General features: G+C 70.3%; 12 protein-coding genes. All 12 read right to left on the bottom strand.

The features are described from left to right. Positions 1–121: 121 nt before the first annotated feature. The 12 genes from gspI to V8201_RS07860 all read right to left on the bottom strand — a co-directional run bounded on the left by gspI (position 122) and on the right by V8201_RS07860 (position 15,189). Positions 122–487, bottom strand: a complete 366-nt coding sequence (gspI, locus tag V8201_RS07915; RefSeq protein ID WP_037534889.1) for a type II secretion system minor pseudopilin GspI — start codon at positions 485–487, stop codon at positions 122–124. Beyond that, positions 487–951 carry a GspH/FimT family pseudopilin gene (locus V8201_RS07910; RefSeq protein ID WP_081793082.1) on the bottom strand — a complete coding sequence of 155 codons (465 nt, stop codon included), beginning with the start codon at positions 949–951 and terminating at the stop codon, positions 487–489. The genes gspI and V8201_RS07910 overlap by 1 nt, the downstream gene beginning before the upstream one ends. A gap of 2 nt (positions 952–953) precedes the next feature. Beyond that, positions 954–1,427 (bottom strand): type II secretion system major pseudopilin GspG, encoded by a 474-nt coding sequence (gspG, locus tag V8201_RS07905; RefSeq protein ID WP_271300719.1) that lies wholly within the window; start codon positions 1,425–1,427, stop codon positions 954–956. A 19-nt stretch (positions 1,428–1,446) separates the two neighbouring features. Then, positions 1,447–2,670 carry a type II secretion system inner membrane protein GspF gene (gene gspF / locus V8201_RS07900; RefSeq protein WP_037534890.1) on the bottom strand — a complete coding sequence of 408 codons (1,224 nt, stop codon included), beginning with the start codon at positions 2,668–2,670 and terminating at the stop codon, positions 1,447–1,449. A gap of 265 nt (positions 2,671–2,935) precedes the next feature. Then, a complete protein-coding gene (locus tag V8201_RS07895; protein ID WP_336544942.1) occupies positions 2,936–4,507 on the bottom strand; it encodes a GspE/PulE family protein in 1,572 nt (523 codons plus the stop codon). Positions 4,508–4,931: 424 nt separating this feature from the next. Continuing rightward, a complete protein-coding gene (gene gspD / locus V8201_RS07890) occupies positions 4,932–7,154 on the bottom strand; it encodes a type II secretion system secretin GspD (protein WP_336544941.1) in 2,223 nt (740 codons plus the stop codon). An 8-nt stretch (positions 7,155–7,162) separates the two neighbouring features. Continuing rightward, on the bottom strand, positions 7,163–8,017 hold the full coding sequence (locus V8201_RS07885; RefSeq protein ID WP_037534891.1) for a type II secretion system protein N: 855 nt from the start codon (positions 8,015–8,017) through the stop codon (positions 7,163–7,165). 65 nt (positions 8,018–8,082) lie between these two features. After that, entirely contained in the window at positions 8,083–8,685 is a 603-nt protein-coding gene (locus V8201_RS07880; protein ID WP_336544940.1) for an ATP-binding cassette domain-containing protein, read from the bottom strand. Then, positions 8,675–9,364 (bottom strand): molybdate ABC transporter permease subunit, encoded by a 690-nt coding sequence (gene modB, locus V8201_RS07875; protein ID WP_037534893.1) that lies wholly within the window; start codon positions 9,362–9,364, stop codon positions 8,675–8,677. The genes V8201_RS07880 and modB overlap by 11 nt, the downstream gene beginning before the upstream one ends. Beyond that, entirely contained in the window at positions 9,364–10,113 is a 750-nt protein-coding gene (gene modA, locus V8201_RS07870) for a molybdate ABC transporter substrate-binding protein (RefSeq protein ID WP_336544939.1), read from the bottom strand. Before modA ends, modB begins: the two co-directional genes overlap by 1 nt. 287 nt (positions 10,114–10,400) lie before the next feature. Next, on the bottom strand, positions 10,401–13,772 hold the full coding sequence (locus V8201_RS07865; RefSeq protein WP_336544938.1) for a glycosyltransferase: 3,372 nt from the start codon (positions 13,770–13,772) through the stop codon (positions 10,401–10,403). Between the two features lie 436 nt (positions 13,773–14,208). After that, a complete protein-coding gene (locus V8201_RS07860) occupies positions 14,209–15,189 on the bottom strand; it encodes a quinone oxidoreductase family protein (protein ID WP_336544937.1) in 981 nt (326 codons plus the stop codon). Positions 15,190–15,234 lie beyond the last annotated feature (45 nt).

Below are 15,234 nucleotides of genomic sequence, written 5' to 3'. Positions count from 1 at the left end.
AACTCCACCCAGCTGGACCCCGGCCTCCGCCGGGGTGGGGCATGGATCGCGGTGATCCGGTCCCCACGCAGAGGCTCGACGCACTCTCCGTCGCAGACAACCTCCCTCACCGACGGCCCCCTCACGACGGCTGATCCGGCGGCCGGATCGCGGTGGTCCGCCCGACGATCTGCCCGGCGCGATTGCTCACCGCGACGTCGATCCGGACGATCGCGGCATTGCCGGTGCCGCGCACCTCGCGCACCCAGGTCCAGCTCTGGCCGCCGTTGACCTCGCTGCCCGTGGTGCGTCCCGCCACGGGCGGGCGGGCATCGGTAATCGCGTCATTGGCGACGTTGCGCGCGACCAGCCCGGCGAGGAGGCTGTCGTCGAGCGTACGTGCGCCGCGGATCGTCGCGCTCTCGAGTCGCAGCAGCGCCAGCACGGCGAGGCTGAACACCGCCAGCGCGACCATGATCTCGATCAGCGTGAAGCCGCGGTCACGCATCAGCTCGCCACCCGCACCGTGCCGTCGGCGGCCATGTCGATCACCGCACGCGCGCCGCTGCGGCTCAGCGTGATCTGCGCGGGCCGGTCGGCGAGCCCGGTCGGATCGAAGACGATGCGCAGCCGCCCGCTCGCCTCGCCGGTCGCGGCGGTGGTGCCCGGCGTCCAGCGCTCGACGCGCAGCGGCTTGTCGGCGACCGCGATCCACTGGCCCGCGCCGCGCCGGTCGAAGCCATAGCCCGCCGCCGTCACCCACAGGCTCATCGGCCGCGATTCGACGATCGCCGCGTCATGCGCCGCGCGCGCGCGCAACGCGAAGCGTGCCGCCTCGTCGGCCAGCCGGCCGCGCGGATCGGGCATGTTCCATACCGCCACCGCCGCGGCGAGGCCGATGATCGTGACCACCACCATCAGCTCGACGAGGGTAAAGCCGCGCTCCCCGGCGCGGCGGCGACGCGGCGTCATGGTTATTGCCAGCTGGTGATATCGGCGTTGACGCCCTCGCCGCCTTCCTTGCCGTCGGCGCCGAGGCTCCACACGTCGGCCTCGCCATGCTGGCCGGGCGAGGCGTAGAGGTACGGCCGGCCCCAGGGATCGGGCGGCAGCTTCTTGATATAGCCGCCGCGCTGATATTCGGCGGCATTGACCCCGGCGGGCGCGGTCACCAGCGCCTGCAGTCCCTGCGAGGTGGTCGGATAGCTGTTCATCTGCAGCCGGTACATCTCCAGCGCGCCTTCGATCGTGCTGATGTCCGACTTGGCCTTGGTGATCTTGCCCTTGTCGCCGGCGGGCAGCACGTTGAACGTGACGATCGCGGCGAGCAGGCCGATGATCACGATCACCACCATCAGTTCGACGAGCGTGAAGCCGTGTTCGGCGGAGCGCCTCACGGGGGTGACACCCCCCTCGCGACGGTGGCGTTTCTGTTCGGGTCTACGCATGACTTCCCTCATTGGCCCCTCATTGTCCCGCCAGCGTGTTGAGCTGGAGGATGGGGAGCAGGATCGATAGCACGATCGTCGCGACGACGCCGCCCATCACGACGATGATCGCCGGTTCGAGCAGCGACAGCGCGGTGGCAGTGAACCGGTCGAACTCGCGCTCCAGATAATCGGCGGCGCGTTCGAGCATTTCGTCGAGCCGCCCCGCCGCCTCGCCGCTCGCGGCGAGATACGTCAGCAACGGCGGAAAGACGCCGGCGCGGCGCATCGCCGCCGACAGGCTGCCGCCGCCGCGGATCGCGTCGACGATCTCGTCGGAGGCGACGCGCAGCCGCCGGTTGTGGATGGTCGAGGCGGTGAGCGCGAGCCCCTCCAGCAGCGGCAGCCGGCTGGCGATCATCGTGCTCAGCGTCCGCGACATCCGCGCCGCATGCAGGTCGCGCAGCAGCCGCCCGAGCAGCGGCAGCCGCAGCAGGCCGGTGTCGAAGGCGAGGCGCAACGCCGGATCGCGCAGCGCATACCAGCCGCCGACGCCGACCACCGCGACGACCAGCACGATCAGCCACCAATAACCGACCAGCAGCGCGGACAGGCCGATGACGATGCGGGTGAGCAGCGGCAACTCCTGTCCGACCGTGTCGAACTGCTGCACCACCTGCGGCACGACGAAAGCCATCAGCGCGGTCACCACGCCCATCGCCACCACCGCGAGGATCGTCGGATAGGCGAGCGCGGTGATCAGCTTGCCGCGGATCTCCGCCTGCCGTTCGAGCAGCGCGGCGAGCCGGTCGAGGATCGTCGGCAGGCTGCCCGAGCTTTCGCCCGCCGCGACCATCGCGCGATAGAGCGGCGGAAAGCTCTTGCCCTCGCGCGCCATCGAATCGGCGAGCCGGCGGCCTTCGACGACGCCGCCATGCACCTTCTCGACGATCGCACGGACACTGTCCTGCTCGGTCTGGCGGGTGATGGTGCGCAAGGATTCCTCGAGCGGCGAGACGCGGTTGAGCGTCGCGAGCTGGCGGGTGAACAAGGTGAGCTGCTTGCCGCTCATCCGCGCACGGCCGAGACGGATGCCGAACAGCGGCCGGCTCTGCGCCGGCGCAGGCGCGCCCGGTTCGAGGCGGACGACGTAGAGCTTGCGCCGGTCGAGCTGCGCGCGCGCCGCATCGAGCGACGCGGCGGCAACATGACCGCGCTGCTCCTGCCCGCGCGTGTCGATGGCGAGATAGTCGAAGTCAGCCATCTATTTCTCCCCGCTACGGGGAGGTGGCACCGCGTACCGGTGACGGAGGGGGGCTTCCGCGAACGCTACTCGGCGTGAATAGCCCCCTTCACCAGCCTCAGTATAGTGAAGGGGAGCCTTCCAAAGATGGTGCGCTGCGTGGAGAGCCCCCTCCACCAGTCTTCGGCTGGCCCCCAGCAGCGGGTTGACCATGCCCCGCATGGTCAAGGATCGTCCGGGGGACGATCCGACCCGCTGCTCCGTGCCGGGGAGGAATTGCCGCCCCTCACGCATCCTCGGTCACCGGCTCGCTCGCATCGCGCCGCGACACCCGCACCGCCTCTTCCGCGGTGGTCAGCCCCTTGCGCACCAGCGTTTCCGCCGCCTGCGCAAGGTTCGGCGTCCGCGCGAAGGCATGCGCGGCGATCGCGGTCTCGTCGGCGCCATCGTTGATGTAGCGGCGGATGGTATCGTCGACGCGCACCGCCTCGAACACGCCGATCCGCCCCTTGAAGCCGGTATGGTTGCACGCCGCGCAGCCGACCGCCTCATAGACGACCGCCTCGGGCTCGATGCCGAGCAGCCCGGCGACGCCGTGCGCGCCGGACACCGGCCGCCGGCAGGCGGGGCAGAGCCGCCGCACCAGCCGCTGCGCGATCACCGCGCGCAGCGTCGAGGCGAGCAGGAACGGCTCGACCTTCATGTCGCGCATCCGGGTGATCGCGCCGACCGCGTCGTTGGTATGGACCGTCGACAGCACGAGGTGGCCGGTCAGCGATGCCTGCACCGCGATCTCGGCGGTCTCGCGGTCGCGGATCTCGCCGACCATCACCACGTCGGGATCCTGGCGCAGGATCGCGCGCAGCCCCGCGGCGAAGGTCAGCCCGACCTTGGGATTGACCTGCGTCTGCCCGACGCCCTCGACCGCATATTCGACCGGATCCTCGACGGTGAGGATATTGCGGCTGCCGTCGTTGAGCAGCCGCAGCGCCCCGTAGAGCGAGGTGGTCTTGCCCGAACCGGTCGGCCCGGTGACGAGGATGATGCCGTTGGGCTCGGCGAGCGCGCCGCGCAGCAGCGCATACATGCCCGCATCCATGCCGAGCGCGTCGAGGTCGATCCCGGCATTGTCCTTGTCGAGGATACGCAGCACGACGCGTTCGCCCGCCCGGCTCGGCAGCGTCGAGACGCGCACGTCGAGCAGCTTGCCGCCCAGGGTCAGCCCCATGCGCCCGTCCTGCGGCACGCGCCGCTCGGCGATGTCGAGCCGCGCCATCACCTTGATGCGGCTGACCACGACCGGCGCGACGTGCGGCGGCATGCGCAGCGTCTCGCGCAGCACGCCGTCGATCCGCATGCGCACGATCAGGCCGGTCTCATAGGGCTCGATATGGATGTCCGACACGCCGTTGCGCGCGGCATCGGCGATGATGCCGTTGATCAGCCGGATCGCCGGCGCGTCGTCGGCGGTGTCGAGCAGGTCCTCGGCGGTCGGCAGGCCCTCGGCGAGACTGTCGAGCTCGTCGCCCATGCCGACCGCGGCGAGCGCATTGGCCTGGCCGTCCATCGCATACTGATCGGACAGCAACCGGTCGAACTGCGGCGCCTCGACCACCGCGACGTCGAACGGGCGGGCGAGATAGCGCCGCACCTCGATCAGCGCCTTGGGATTGGCGCCGGCGCGCAAGGCGACGGTGAGATGCGTATCGCTCTCGGTATGGGTGACGACGACGCCGTGCCGCCGCGCGAAGCCATAGGGGATGGCGAGCATCGGCAGCGGCTCGACCGGCGCGGTCGCCGCCGCGTCGATAACGAGCTGTTCGGGCGCGGCGAGCGCCTCGCCAGTGCGGATGATCATGCCGATACCTCGCCTTTCCGCGTCACGCTCGACCGATGCCGGGACGCCAGCAGCCAGATGGGGAGGCCCCCATCCCTCGTCATCCCCGCGGGGGCGAGCCGCGATGGGCCCACGAGGTCCGCGCCTCCGGTTTTCCGGCGGCGTCGGGACGATATAGCGACGGAGCACACCATCCCCTCTTCTGTCATCCCCGCGCAGGCGGGGATCCATAGACGCAGATGCGGCGACAAAGCCGGGAGATTAGCGTGTCTGGATCCCCGCCTGCGCGGGGATGACGATCCGGGGGGAGGAAGCCAACACCCTCCCCTCGGCGTTGCGCGGGACGAAACGGTGCGAAGGCATCCAACCGTCCGCCCGCGCTCCGCCATCGGCCGGTCCGAGCGACGGACCGCCGGCCCGCGCCGGCCTGCCGATCCGCGCGTCCTCACCGCTCCCTCGGCCGGATGACCTTGGTGGTGTTGTGCTGGATCGGCACCGCGATGCGCGGATCGTCGATATTGCCAGGCACCGGCGCGGAGGGGATCGGCGCCGCCGCCCCCAGATAGTCGCGGACGAGCTGGTCGATCGACGGCTCCTCGTCGGGCGACTGCAATCCCTGTTGCAGCCGGATATAGCCGTAACGCTGCTCGGCGAGCTTGCGGCTGTCCGCCGCGCTGCGCAGGATGGTCGGTCGGATGAAGATCATCAAATTGGTCTTGTTGCGCGACTTGGCCTTCGACTTGAACAGGTTGCCCAGCACCGGAATGTCGCCGAGGAACGGGATCTTCTCGATCGTCCGCCGCTCCTCGTCGCTGAGCAGCCCGCCCATCACCGCGATCTGCCCCTCGTCGACGGTCAGCGTCGTCTCGATCTCGCGCTTGTTGAGGATCAGGTCGCTGTTGTCGCTCGACACCGGCCCGGCGATCGAACTCACCTCGAGGCGCAGGATCAGCTTGACCGTGCCGGACGAATTGACCTGCGGCCGCGCGGTCAGCTCGATGCCGACATTCTCGCGCTGCGTGGTGCGGAAGGTATTGTCGAAATTGTTCGACAAGGCCTGCCCGGTGGTGATCGGAATCTCCTGCCCGACGAGGCTGTGCGCCTCCTGATTGTCGACGGTGACGAGGTGCGGCACCTGCAGCAGGTTGGAGGTGGTGTCGCTCTTCACCGCATTGATGATCGCGCCGAACAGCACGTCGCCGATCTTGCCGCCGAAACCACCGAAGCCGCCGGTCGAGCTGAGGATCGAATTGAGCGCCGACTGGGTCAGCGTATCCGACGCGGTATTGTTGGTGACGGTGGTGACGACGCCGTTGGCGACCGTCGTCGTCGTATTGTTCGACAGCTCGCGCGCGCCGATCGCGCCGGCGATCTGGAGGATGTTGGGCGCGCTGTTCGAGAAGGTCGAGGCGGCGAAGGCGCCGCCGGACGGATTGGCGAGCACGAATTGCGCGCCGAGCTTGTTGACCGTCGCGTCCGAGACTTCGGCGACGATCGCCTCGATCAGCACCTGCTCGCGGCGCGTATCGAGCTGGCGGACGACATCCGACAGCTGCCGCTGGATATCGGCGGGGGCGGCGATGACGATCGCATTGGCGCCCTGGAAGCGCGTCACCACCGCGGCGGAGCGCCCGCCCTCGGTCGAGATCGCCGGGCGGCCGTTCCCCGTCGTCGTGCCGGAGCCGGCGTTGCTCGCCTGCTGCACCGGTGCCTGCGTCACCTGCCGCTGCTGGCTCGTGCTGCTGCTGCCGCCGGTGCTGCTGCCGAAGCCGGTCTGGGTGCGCGACAGCTGCGTCTCCTGCACCGCGTCCGGCGTCTGGCCGACGAGCTGCTGGAGCACGGGCAGCAATTGCGCCGCATCGGCGTTTTCGAGGAAGACGACACGGATCTCGGTGCCGTTCTTCGCCTTCTGGTCGAGATCCTGCGCGACCTGGACGAGCCGCGCGACGCTGTTGACGTCGCCGCGGATCACCACCGAATTGCTGCTGTCGACCGCGGTGACGGTGGTGCCGACGCCGCCCTGCGCGCCGCCCTGCCCGCCCGGTGCGCCGGTGGCGAGCCCTTGCAGCGCCGCGGCGATCTCCTTGGCCGAGGCGTTCTTGAGCGCGACGACGCGGGTCGAGGCATTGTCGGCATCGACACGGCGCAGCACTTCGCGAATGCGGCGGATGTTGTCGCCGAAATCGACGATGACGAGGCTGTTCGAGCCGCGGTTGGCGCTCACCGCGCCCTGCGCACTGACCAGCGGCCGCACCGTCTCGATCGCCTGCGCCGCGTCGATCGAGCGCAGGCGGATGATCTCGGTGACGAAGCTGTTGCGGTTGGCGCCCGCCGCGCCGATGCGGCTCGGCTGCGAGGCGGCATTGTCGATCGGCTGGATGCGGAAGGCGCCATTGCCGGTCGGCACCGCGACCAGGCCGTTGGCGCGCAGCGTCGACAGGAAGGTCTCGAAATATTCGGACCGGCTGAGCGGCCGGTCGGTGACGACCGTCACCTTGCCGTTGACCCGCGCGTCGATGATGAACGTCCGCCCGGTCACCTTGGCGGCATCGGCGATGAAGGCGCGGATATCCGCATCGCGGACGTTGAGCGTGGTCTGCGCGGTCGCCGCCACCGGCAGCGCGAGCGATGCGGTGGACAGCAGCAGGGCGGAAGCGAAAGTCTTCATGTGGGTCTTCATCGATTGGGCGCGATCGTGATGGCGAGCGCGAGCGTCTGCGACCCACGTTCTACGGTGATGGGGATGTTGCCGCCACCGGCGAAATCGGCGGTGACGCGGTCGAGGTCCTGCGGGCCGCTGACCGGCCGGCCGCCGATCGCGGTGACGACGTCGCCGTCGCGCAGGCCGGCGTTGCGGAACAGCGCGCCCGAACCCTGCGGCCGGACGACGAGGCCGGAGATACGCCCCGAATCGATCCGCGGGATGAAGCCGATCTCGCTGCGGATCTGGTCGGCGCGGATCGGCGCCGCGCCGCCGGGCGGCGGCGCGAGCGGCGCACCGGGGATCGGGCCGGTCTGGCCGAGCCCGCCCGATCCGACCGGCGGCGGTGGCGGCGCGTCGGACTGGACGAGGAACAAATCCTCCGCCGTGCCGCCGCGATCGATGGTGATATGGTCGAAGGCGACCGCCTTGAGCCGCACGCCCGGCTGGATCTCCTCGCCGACCGCGACGCTCTTCTGGACGTTGTCCGGCCCGGCGAGGATCGCGGAGCCGCGCCCCGACGCCTCGTCGACGCGGATGCCGAACAGCGTCAGTTGCAGCGCGGTCACCGTCGCCGGCCCCTGCGGCGCGCCACCGAGCCGGAAGAAGGGATCGAAGCCGGCGAGCACATCATAGGGCCGCCCCGGCACGCTGACCGTCGCCGGACGCCAGTCCCCCAGCGGCGACACCGGCGTCACCAGCGTCCACACCAGCCGTGCGCTCTGCGTCGCCAGCCCTGCGATCAGGAGCAGCTCGGCCAGCGAATAGACGTTCACGACGGGCAGGCGGCGCACCAGGCGCCGCGTGCGCGCGTCGAGTTTCAAGCGCATGAAGTCATCCCGTCCCGCAGCGTCGGCCTACGCATGGCATGTTACGGTTTAGCGGCAAAGGGGGATCATAGCGTGACGACGCGGGTCGCGAGCCGTTCGGCCTCCTCGGGATCGTGTGTCACCATCAGCATCGGCAGCCGCGCCTCGTCACGCACGCGGAGCAGCGCGTCCATGATCTCGGCGCGGCGCGGCCGGTCCAGCGACGACAGCGGCTCGTCGAGCAACAGGAAGGCGGGATCGCTGAGCAGCGCCCGGCCGATCGCGACGCGCCGCGCCTCGCCGCCCGACAGCGTCCGCGGCCAGCGATCGAGCAGATGCCCGATGCCGAGCATCGCCACCGTCGCCGGCAGCGCCCGCTCGTCGCGCGCGCCGTACAGCAGATTGGCGCGGACGCGGCGATGCGGGAACAGCCGCGGGTCCTGGAAGACATAGCCGGCGCGGCGATGCTGCGGCGGCACGTCGACCCCGGTCGCGGCGTCGAACAGCACGCGCCCGGCCACCGAAATGCGACCGCGGTCGGGGCGGAGCAGCCCGGCGACCATGTTGAGCACGCTCGTCTTGCCCGTCCCCGACGGACCGAACAATATGGTCAGCCCGTCGCCGGCGACGCAATCGAGCGCGATTTCGGCCTCGCCCAATCGCTTGGCGACCTGGATCTCAAACGCCATGCAGCCCCCGGCGGACGCGGCGCGTGAGCCATTCGGAGGCGAGCAGCGCGGCGAAGCTCACCGCGACCGCAATTCCCGACAATCGCCATACCGTCGCCTCGGCGCCCGGCTGCTGCAACGCCGAATAGATCGCCAGCGGCAGCGTCTGCGTCTCGCCGGGAACGTTGGAGACGAAGGTGATCGTTGCGCCGAACTCGCCGATCGAGCGCGCGAAGCCGAGCACCGCCCCGGCGAGCACGCCGGGCAGGCTGAGCGGCAGCGTCAGCGTCCAGAACACCCGCCACGGCCCTGCGCCGAGCGTGCGCGCCGCATTCTCCAGACCCGCGTCGACGGCCTCGATCGACAGCCGCATCGCCCGCACCATCAGCGGCAGCGCCATGATCGCCGCCGCGATCGCGGCGCCGGTCCAGCGGAACAGCACGCTGATTCCGAACCAATGCTGCAGCAGGCTGCCGACCGGCCCGGCCGGCGCGAAGGCGAGGAGCAGCAGCCAGCCGGTGACCACCGGCGGCACCACCAACGGCAGATGGACGAGCGCGTCGACCAGCACCTTGCCCGGAAACCGCACCCGCGCGAGCAGCCAGGCGAGCGCGAACGCCGGCGGCAGCGCCGCCGCCATCGCCACCGCGCCGACGCGCAGCGACAGCGCGAGGATCGTCCATTCGTCGGCGGACAGCATCAGCGCGGCGCGAAACCGTATCGCGCGAAGATCGCCTTGCCCGCGCCGCTGACGAGGAAGCGGCGGAAGCGCTCGCCCTCCGGGTTGCGCGACGCGGTGAGCCGCGCGACCGGATAGGTGATCGGCGGATGGCTCGCTTCGGGGAAGACGCCGGCGATGCGGACGCCGGGCGCGGCGCGCGCATCGGTGGCATAGACGATGCCGAGCGGGGCCGCGCCGCGTTCGACCAGCGTCAGCGCGGCGCGCACGCTGTCGCCGCGGACGACATGGGGCGCAACCGCGCTCCAGACGCCGAGCGCCCGCAACGCCGCCTCGCCATAGCGCCCCGCGGGCACCGGCGCATCCGCCATCGCGAGCGGCCCGCGGCTCAGCACGCGCGCGAGGGCTGTGGCGGGGCGCAGCGGGATGCGCACGCGGTCGTTCCTGTCGGCGACGACGACGAGGCGGTTGCCGAGGAAGGTGACGCGGCTGCCGGTGACGATCAGACGCCGGGCGGCGAGCTCGTCCATCCACTGCTGGTCGGCGGAGACGAAGAGATCCGCCGCGCCCCCCGCCTCGACCTGCCGCGCCAGCGCCGAGGAGGCGGCGAACGACACCACCGGCCGCGGATGCCCCTGCTTGGCCCAGGCATCGGCGGCGGCGTTCATCCCTTCCTGCAGGCTCGCGGCGGCGAGCACCAGCGGCGCGCGCTGCGCGACGGCCGGCGCGGCGAACGTCAGCGCGAGGATGAGCAACAGCGGACGGATCATGACGGCACCCGAATAGGAAGACTGTATTCCGCCGTATACAAGGCGCTGCGCCGACGCGACCGTCCTTTTGTCAGTTTGGCTAGGTGACGCCCAACGCCTGCGCGACCAGCTCCTGACTGCGGTCGACGATCAACCGCAACGCCCTGGACGCCCGAAGCCGGCGTCAAAGGCGTCATGACGCTCATCAATTCAACCACTTTGCCCTACATGCCGCGACTTACGGTCAGTCCTGCGATTGAAGTTGCCCCAAGCAGGAAAGGGGCAGGCTCATCCTGTCTCCACCCCGCTCACGACGCGCTCACCCGCCCGGTCCGCTGCAATTTGCCCCAACCAACCATCGGTCCACGCAGCGCCTGCGCGATCGCCTTGAGCACGACATAATACATGATCTGGCGATAGCCGATCCGCTGCGGCACCAGCAGCCACAGCAGGCGCCAGCGCTCGCGCCGTTCGAGCGCGAAGGCGATCGTCGCGGCGAGCAGATCGATCGCGGTGAACACCAGCCAGAAGGCGAGCATCGTATAGACGTCGTGGCTGGTCTGCGCCCAGCCATGCGCCTGGATGTCGAGATAGGTGACGACGAAGCTGACGAGCAACGCGAGATCGATGATCGGGCTGATCGCGGCGAGCAGGATCTGGAAGACGATCGCCTGCGGCAGGCCGATCCAGCCCAATCCGCGAGGGCTGCTGCGGCCGATCGCCGAACGATGCTTCCACAGGCATTGCAGCGTGCCGAACGCCCAGCGGAACCGCTGTTTGGCGAGCGCGCGGAACGTCTCGGGCGCCTCGGTCCAGGCGATCGCATATTGATCGTACTGGACGCGCCAGCCGGCACGCTGGATGGCGATGGTGAGGTCCTGATCCTCCGCCAGCGTGTCGTGCGGATAGCCGCCGACCTGGCGGATCGCGGCGAGCCGCCACGCGCCGACCGCGCCGGGCACGACGGTGATCGCATCGAGCCGCGCGAAGGCGCGCCGTTCGAGATTCTGCGCGGTGATATATTCGAGCGCCTGCCATTTGGTGACGAGATTGACGCGGTTGCCGACCTTGGCATTGCCCGCGACCGCCCCCAGCCTGGGATCGTCGAACCAGCGCGCCAGCCGCGCGATCGTCGTCGGCTCGAACTGCGTGTCGGCGTCGAGCGCGATGACGATCTCGCCCTTGGCGTGCTCGAGTCCGGTGTTGAGCGCGCGCGCCTTGCCGCCGTTGACGAGCGTGAGCAGCCGCACGCGCGGATCGTCGCCGAAGGCGGCGCTGACCACCGCGGAGGTCGCGTCCTTCGATCCGTCGTCGATCACGATCACCTCGACCGCGACATCGACCGAGGCGAGCACGCCGCGCACCGCACGCTCGATCACCCGCTCCTCGTTATAGGCGGGGATCAGCACGGTGACGAAGCGGGCGGGATCGATCGCCGGGAACACCGTCCGGCCCTCGCGCCGCGCCTGGATCAGCGCCAGCGCGGAGAGCGCCAGCGCGCGCAGGATGCCGATGGTAATCGCGATCATGAACAGCCAGCGCAGCCCCACCGCGATCCCGCCGAGTGCGCTGAACAGCGCGAGGTCGACGTTGGCGGCAAGCTGGTCGCTCGCGCTGATCGGCGGCATCGAGGCATGGCGCGACAGGCCGGCGAGCGTCGAGACGGGCACGAATCGATACCCGAGCGCGCGCAGCCGGTCGATGATCACCGGCAGCGCCGCGACCGTCTCGGCACGATTGCCGCCGGCGTCGTGGAGCAGGATGACGTTGCGGCTGCAATCGGCATCCGAATCGCCGTCGCAGCTCTTGGGGCCGCTGGTCACGCGGTCGATCGTCGCGTCGATGATCTGCTGGACGCCCGGCCGCTTCCAGTCGCCGGGGTCGACGTGCAGGCCGACCGAGACATAGCCGCGCTCCTGCGCCTGCAGCGCCGGCTCGATCTCGTCCGCGGTCGACGGTTCGGCGTCGCCGAAATAGGGCGCGCGGAACAGCCGCAGCGAATGGCCGGTGAAGGCTTGGAACAGCCGCTGCGTCGCGTTGAGCTCGAACCACACCTGCCCCGGCGAGACGGTGGCGAGATTGGGATGGGTGTAGGTGTGGCTGCCGATCTCATGCCCCTCCGACACCATGCGTTGCAGCAGCGACCGCTGGGTCAGCGCATTCTCGCCGATGATGAAGAAGGTCGCCGGGGCGTGCTTCTGCTTGAGCACGTCGAGGATCTGCGGTGTCCATTTCGGATCGGGGCCGTCGTCGAAGGTCAGCGCGAGCAGGTTCCTGCGATAGCCGGTGCGATCGACCTCATAGGCCTTGGGCAGACGCTGGAACTGGACGTCGGCGATCGTTCCGCCCGGCCCGGCGATCGCGCGGCGCTCGCCCGGCACGGGGGTGGCGGCGATCTTCAATATCTCGCCGGCGCCCTCGATGTCGGTGATCGTGCCGGCGGGGATCGAGTCGATCGCCGAGACCGCCGGCAGGCTGCGATGATCGCGCCCGAACACGGACCACAGGCCCGGGTCCTCGGCGCCGAGCCGCCACAAGGCGACGCTGCCGATCCCGGCGCGATGCAGCAGCGCGATCTCGTTATAGGCGGAGGCGGCGTCGAGCAGCCAGACGACATGGCGGCTGCCGCCGTCGCTATAGGCGAAGCTGCTGTTGCCGCTCGCCCGGTCGAACGCCGGCATCGCCCCCGAATCGCGCGCATTCTGCCACGCCTCCTCGACGCCGAGTGGATCGCCACCGCCGTCGTGCCAGTCATAGGCATAGGAGCCGATCGCGACGACCAGCTTGGCGGCGGGGATGCCGCGCGCGGCGCTGGCGACGCTCTCCGCGAACCAATGTTGCGAGGCGATCGGGCCGGCGGGGCCGCTCGGCTCGTGCTCGTCATAGGCCATCAGGAAGATCTTGTCGGTGACCTTGGCATAGGCTGGCAGGTTCCAGTCGGGATCGGCGACCGGCGCGGCGATCGAGACGCTCCAGCCGTGCGGGGCGAAGCGTCGCTGCGCCTCGGCGAGGAAGGCGCGGTAGTTGGCCTGGGCGCTCGCCGGAAGTTCCTCGAAGTCGAAGAAGGCGCCGCCGGCGCTGTTGGCGGCGAGCCACGGCACCAGCCGGTCGAGGAACGCGGCGCGCGCCCGCGGGTCGGCGAGCATCGCGGCGGTGCCCGCACCGTCCCATTCGCCGTTGCTGGCGTTCTGGACCATCGGGATCACCACCGGGCGATGCACCGCGCGGTTGAGGATCGCCCGCCCGGCGGTATCGCGCAACACCTGGATGCGATGATCCTGCCCGGTCACCGACACCCAGCCGGGGATCACCCAGTCGAGCTGATCGACATGCCGTTCGAGGCTGGCGGCGCTCGACTGGTCCCAAGGCGTATGGAAGGCGATGGCGAGATTGGGGTTGCCGGCGCTCGCCTTGCCGCCGCGACCGGTGCCGAACAGCTGGCCGGCATAATAATCGAGCCCGCGCTTGGCCCGGCGGATCACGCCATGCGGCGGCGCGAGCCGGCGCAGCGCCGGCCGCTCGACCTCGACCGGCAGCAGCGGCGCGCGGGGCACCGCGCCGATCGACACCGCGAACACCGCCACCGACAGCACCAGCAACGCCACGAACGCGACGACGCCGAGCGTGAAGCGCCGTTTGCGCCGACCACTGGCGTCATAGAATATGGGATGCTGGGGCATGAACGAGGAACTCCGGATAGATCGCTGTGCAGCGGGATGGATGGCGGATCCGCGTCAGCGGCGTGACAAAGCCGTCACCCGCCGCGATCGGCCCGCCCCTGCGCACCCGTCCCCGTCGTCCATCGCTCATTCCCCTGCGGCCACGTCGCCGTCAGCGCGGCTTATCCCAGCGCACCGGCGCGAGGGCAATATGCCGTGGCGGGGTGCGACTGTCGTAGCAACTGTCCGCTCCGAAGCGTGACCAGTATTCCTGCGAACGCAGGAATCCAGAGCAAAACAAAACACCGGCGGTTCCGTTCGCCGCCCTGGGCTCCTGCGTGCGCAGGAGCACGGGACGCCCGTTGGAGGGCAATGATTCCCTCGACGGTCCGCGCGATCTCCGACGACGTTCGGATCGAGCGGCCTTGGCGACCGCCACCCCGCGCATCGTCGCGCGTCACCCCACCGTCAGCACCGTACTCCCCCGCGTCTCCCCCTGTTCGAGCGCGCGATGCGCGTCCGCCGCCCGTTCGAGCGGGAAGCGTTGGCCGATCTGCGGCCGGATCGCGCCCCGCCGCAGCATCGCGAACACGCGGTCGACGCCCGCGCGCCGCTCTTCCGGCGTCACATAATAATCGAACAGCGTCGGCCGGGTGACGAACAGCGACCCCTTGGCCGCCAGCGTGCCGAGCGACACGCCCGTCACCGCGCCGCCGGCATTGCCGTAGCTGACGATCAGACCGCGCCGCGCCACCGAATCGAGCGACGCCTGCCACGTCGCCTGGCCGACGCCGTCGAACACCGTCGCGACGCCCTCGCCGTGCGTGATCTCGCGCACCCGCGCCGCGACATCCTCGTCGCGATGGAGCAGCACGCGGTCGGCGCCGGCGGCACGGGCATGATCGGCCTTGGCGGCGGTGCCGGCGGTGCCGATCACCGTCGCGCCGATCGCCTTGAGCCAGCCGACGAGCAATTGGCCGACGCCGCCCGCCGCCGCCCAGACCAGCACCGTCTGCCCCGGCTGGACGCGCGCGCAGCGATCGACGAGGCATTCGGTGGTGCAGCCCTTGAGCAGCAGCGCCGCCGCGGTCGCGTCGTCGATATCGTCGGGCAGGTGCAGCAGCTGCCGCGCCGCGACGTTGCGCGCGGTCGCATAGGCGCCGCGCGCCGGGCCGAAGGTGCCGACGCGGTCGCCGACGGCAAAGCCCTCGACGCCCTCGCCCACCGCCTCGACCACGCCCGCCGCCTCGCTGCCGAGGCCGCTCGGCAGATCGACCGGATAGACGCCGCTGCGATGATAGGTGTCGATATAGTTGAGCCCGACCGCATGGTGCCGCATCCGCACCTCGCCCGCGCCGGGCGGCGGCAGGTCGACGTCGACCCATTCGATCACTTCGGGGCCGCCGGTACGGGTGATTCGTGCCACGCGATCGCTCATCGTCTTCGCTCCTTCGTCCGCCGCTCCGAACCGTTCGGGGCGGGC

Origin of the sequence: Sphingomonas kyungheensis, assembly GCF_037120395.1 — a bacterium.
GTDB classification, from domain to species: Bacteria; Pseudomonadota; Alphaproteobacteria; order Sphingomonadales; family Sphingomonadaceae; genus Sphingomonas; species Sphingomonas kyungheensis.
Note: the sequence above shows the minus strand (reverse complement) of the source record. Positions and strands in the feature narration are given on the sequence as shown.

Bases quoted from the DNA above. Each gene is read 5' to 3' on its own strand.
- V8201_RS07895 (WP_336544942.1), bottom strand. From the start codon at position 4,507: ATGATCATCCGCACTGGCGAGGCGCTCGCCGCGCCCGAACAGCTCGTT.
- gspF (WP_037534890.1), bottom strand. From the start codon at position 2,670: ATGGCTGACTTCGACTATCTCGCCATCGACACGCGCGGGCAGGAGCAG.
- V8201_RS07910 (WP_081793082.1), bottom strand. From the start codon at position 951: ATGACGCCGCGTCGCCGCCGCGCCGGGGAGCGCGGCTTTACCCTCGTC.
- V8201_RS07865 (WP_336544938.1), bottom strand. From the start codon at position 13,772: ATGCCCCAGCATCCCATATTCTATGACGCCAGTGGTCGGCGCAAACGG.
- V8201_RS07860 (WP_336544937.1), bottom strand. From the start codon at position 15,189: ATGAGCGATCGCGTGGCACGAATCACCCGTACCGGCGGCCCCGAAGTG.
- gspD (WP_336544941.1), bottom strand. From the start codon at position 7,154: ATGAAGACTTTCGCTTCCGCCCTGCTGCTGTCCACCGCATCGCTCGCG.
- modB (WP_037534893.1), bottom strand. From the start codon at position 9,364: ATGCTGTCCGCCGACGAATGGACGATCCTCGCGCTGTCGCTGCGCGTC.
- gspI (WP_037534889.1), bottom strand. From the start codon at position 487: ATGCGTGACCGCGGCTTCACGCTGATCGAGATCATGGTCGCGCTGGCG.
- V8201_RS07880 (WP_336544940.1), bottom strand. From the start codon at position 8,685: ATGGCGTTTGAGATCCAGGTCGCCAAGCGATTGGGCGAGGCCGAAATC.
- V8201_RS07885 (WP_037534891.1), bottom strand. From the start codon at position 8,017: ATGCGCTTGAAACTCGACGCGCGCACGCGGCGCCTGGTGCGCCGCCTG.
- modA (WP_336544939.1), bottom strand. From the start codon at position 10,113: ATGATCCGTCCGCTGTTGCTCATCCTCGCGCTGACGTTCGCCGCGCCG.
- gspG (WP_271300719.1), bottom strand. From the start codon at position 1,427: ATGCGTAGACCCGAACAGAAACGCCACCGTCGCGAGGGGGGTGTCACC.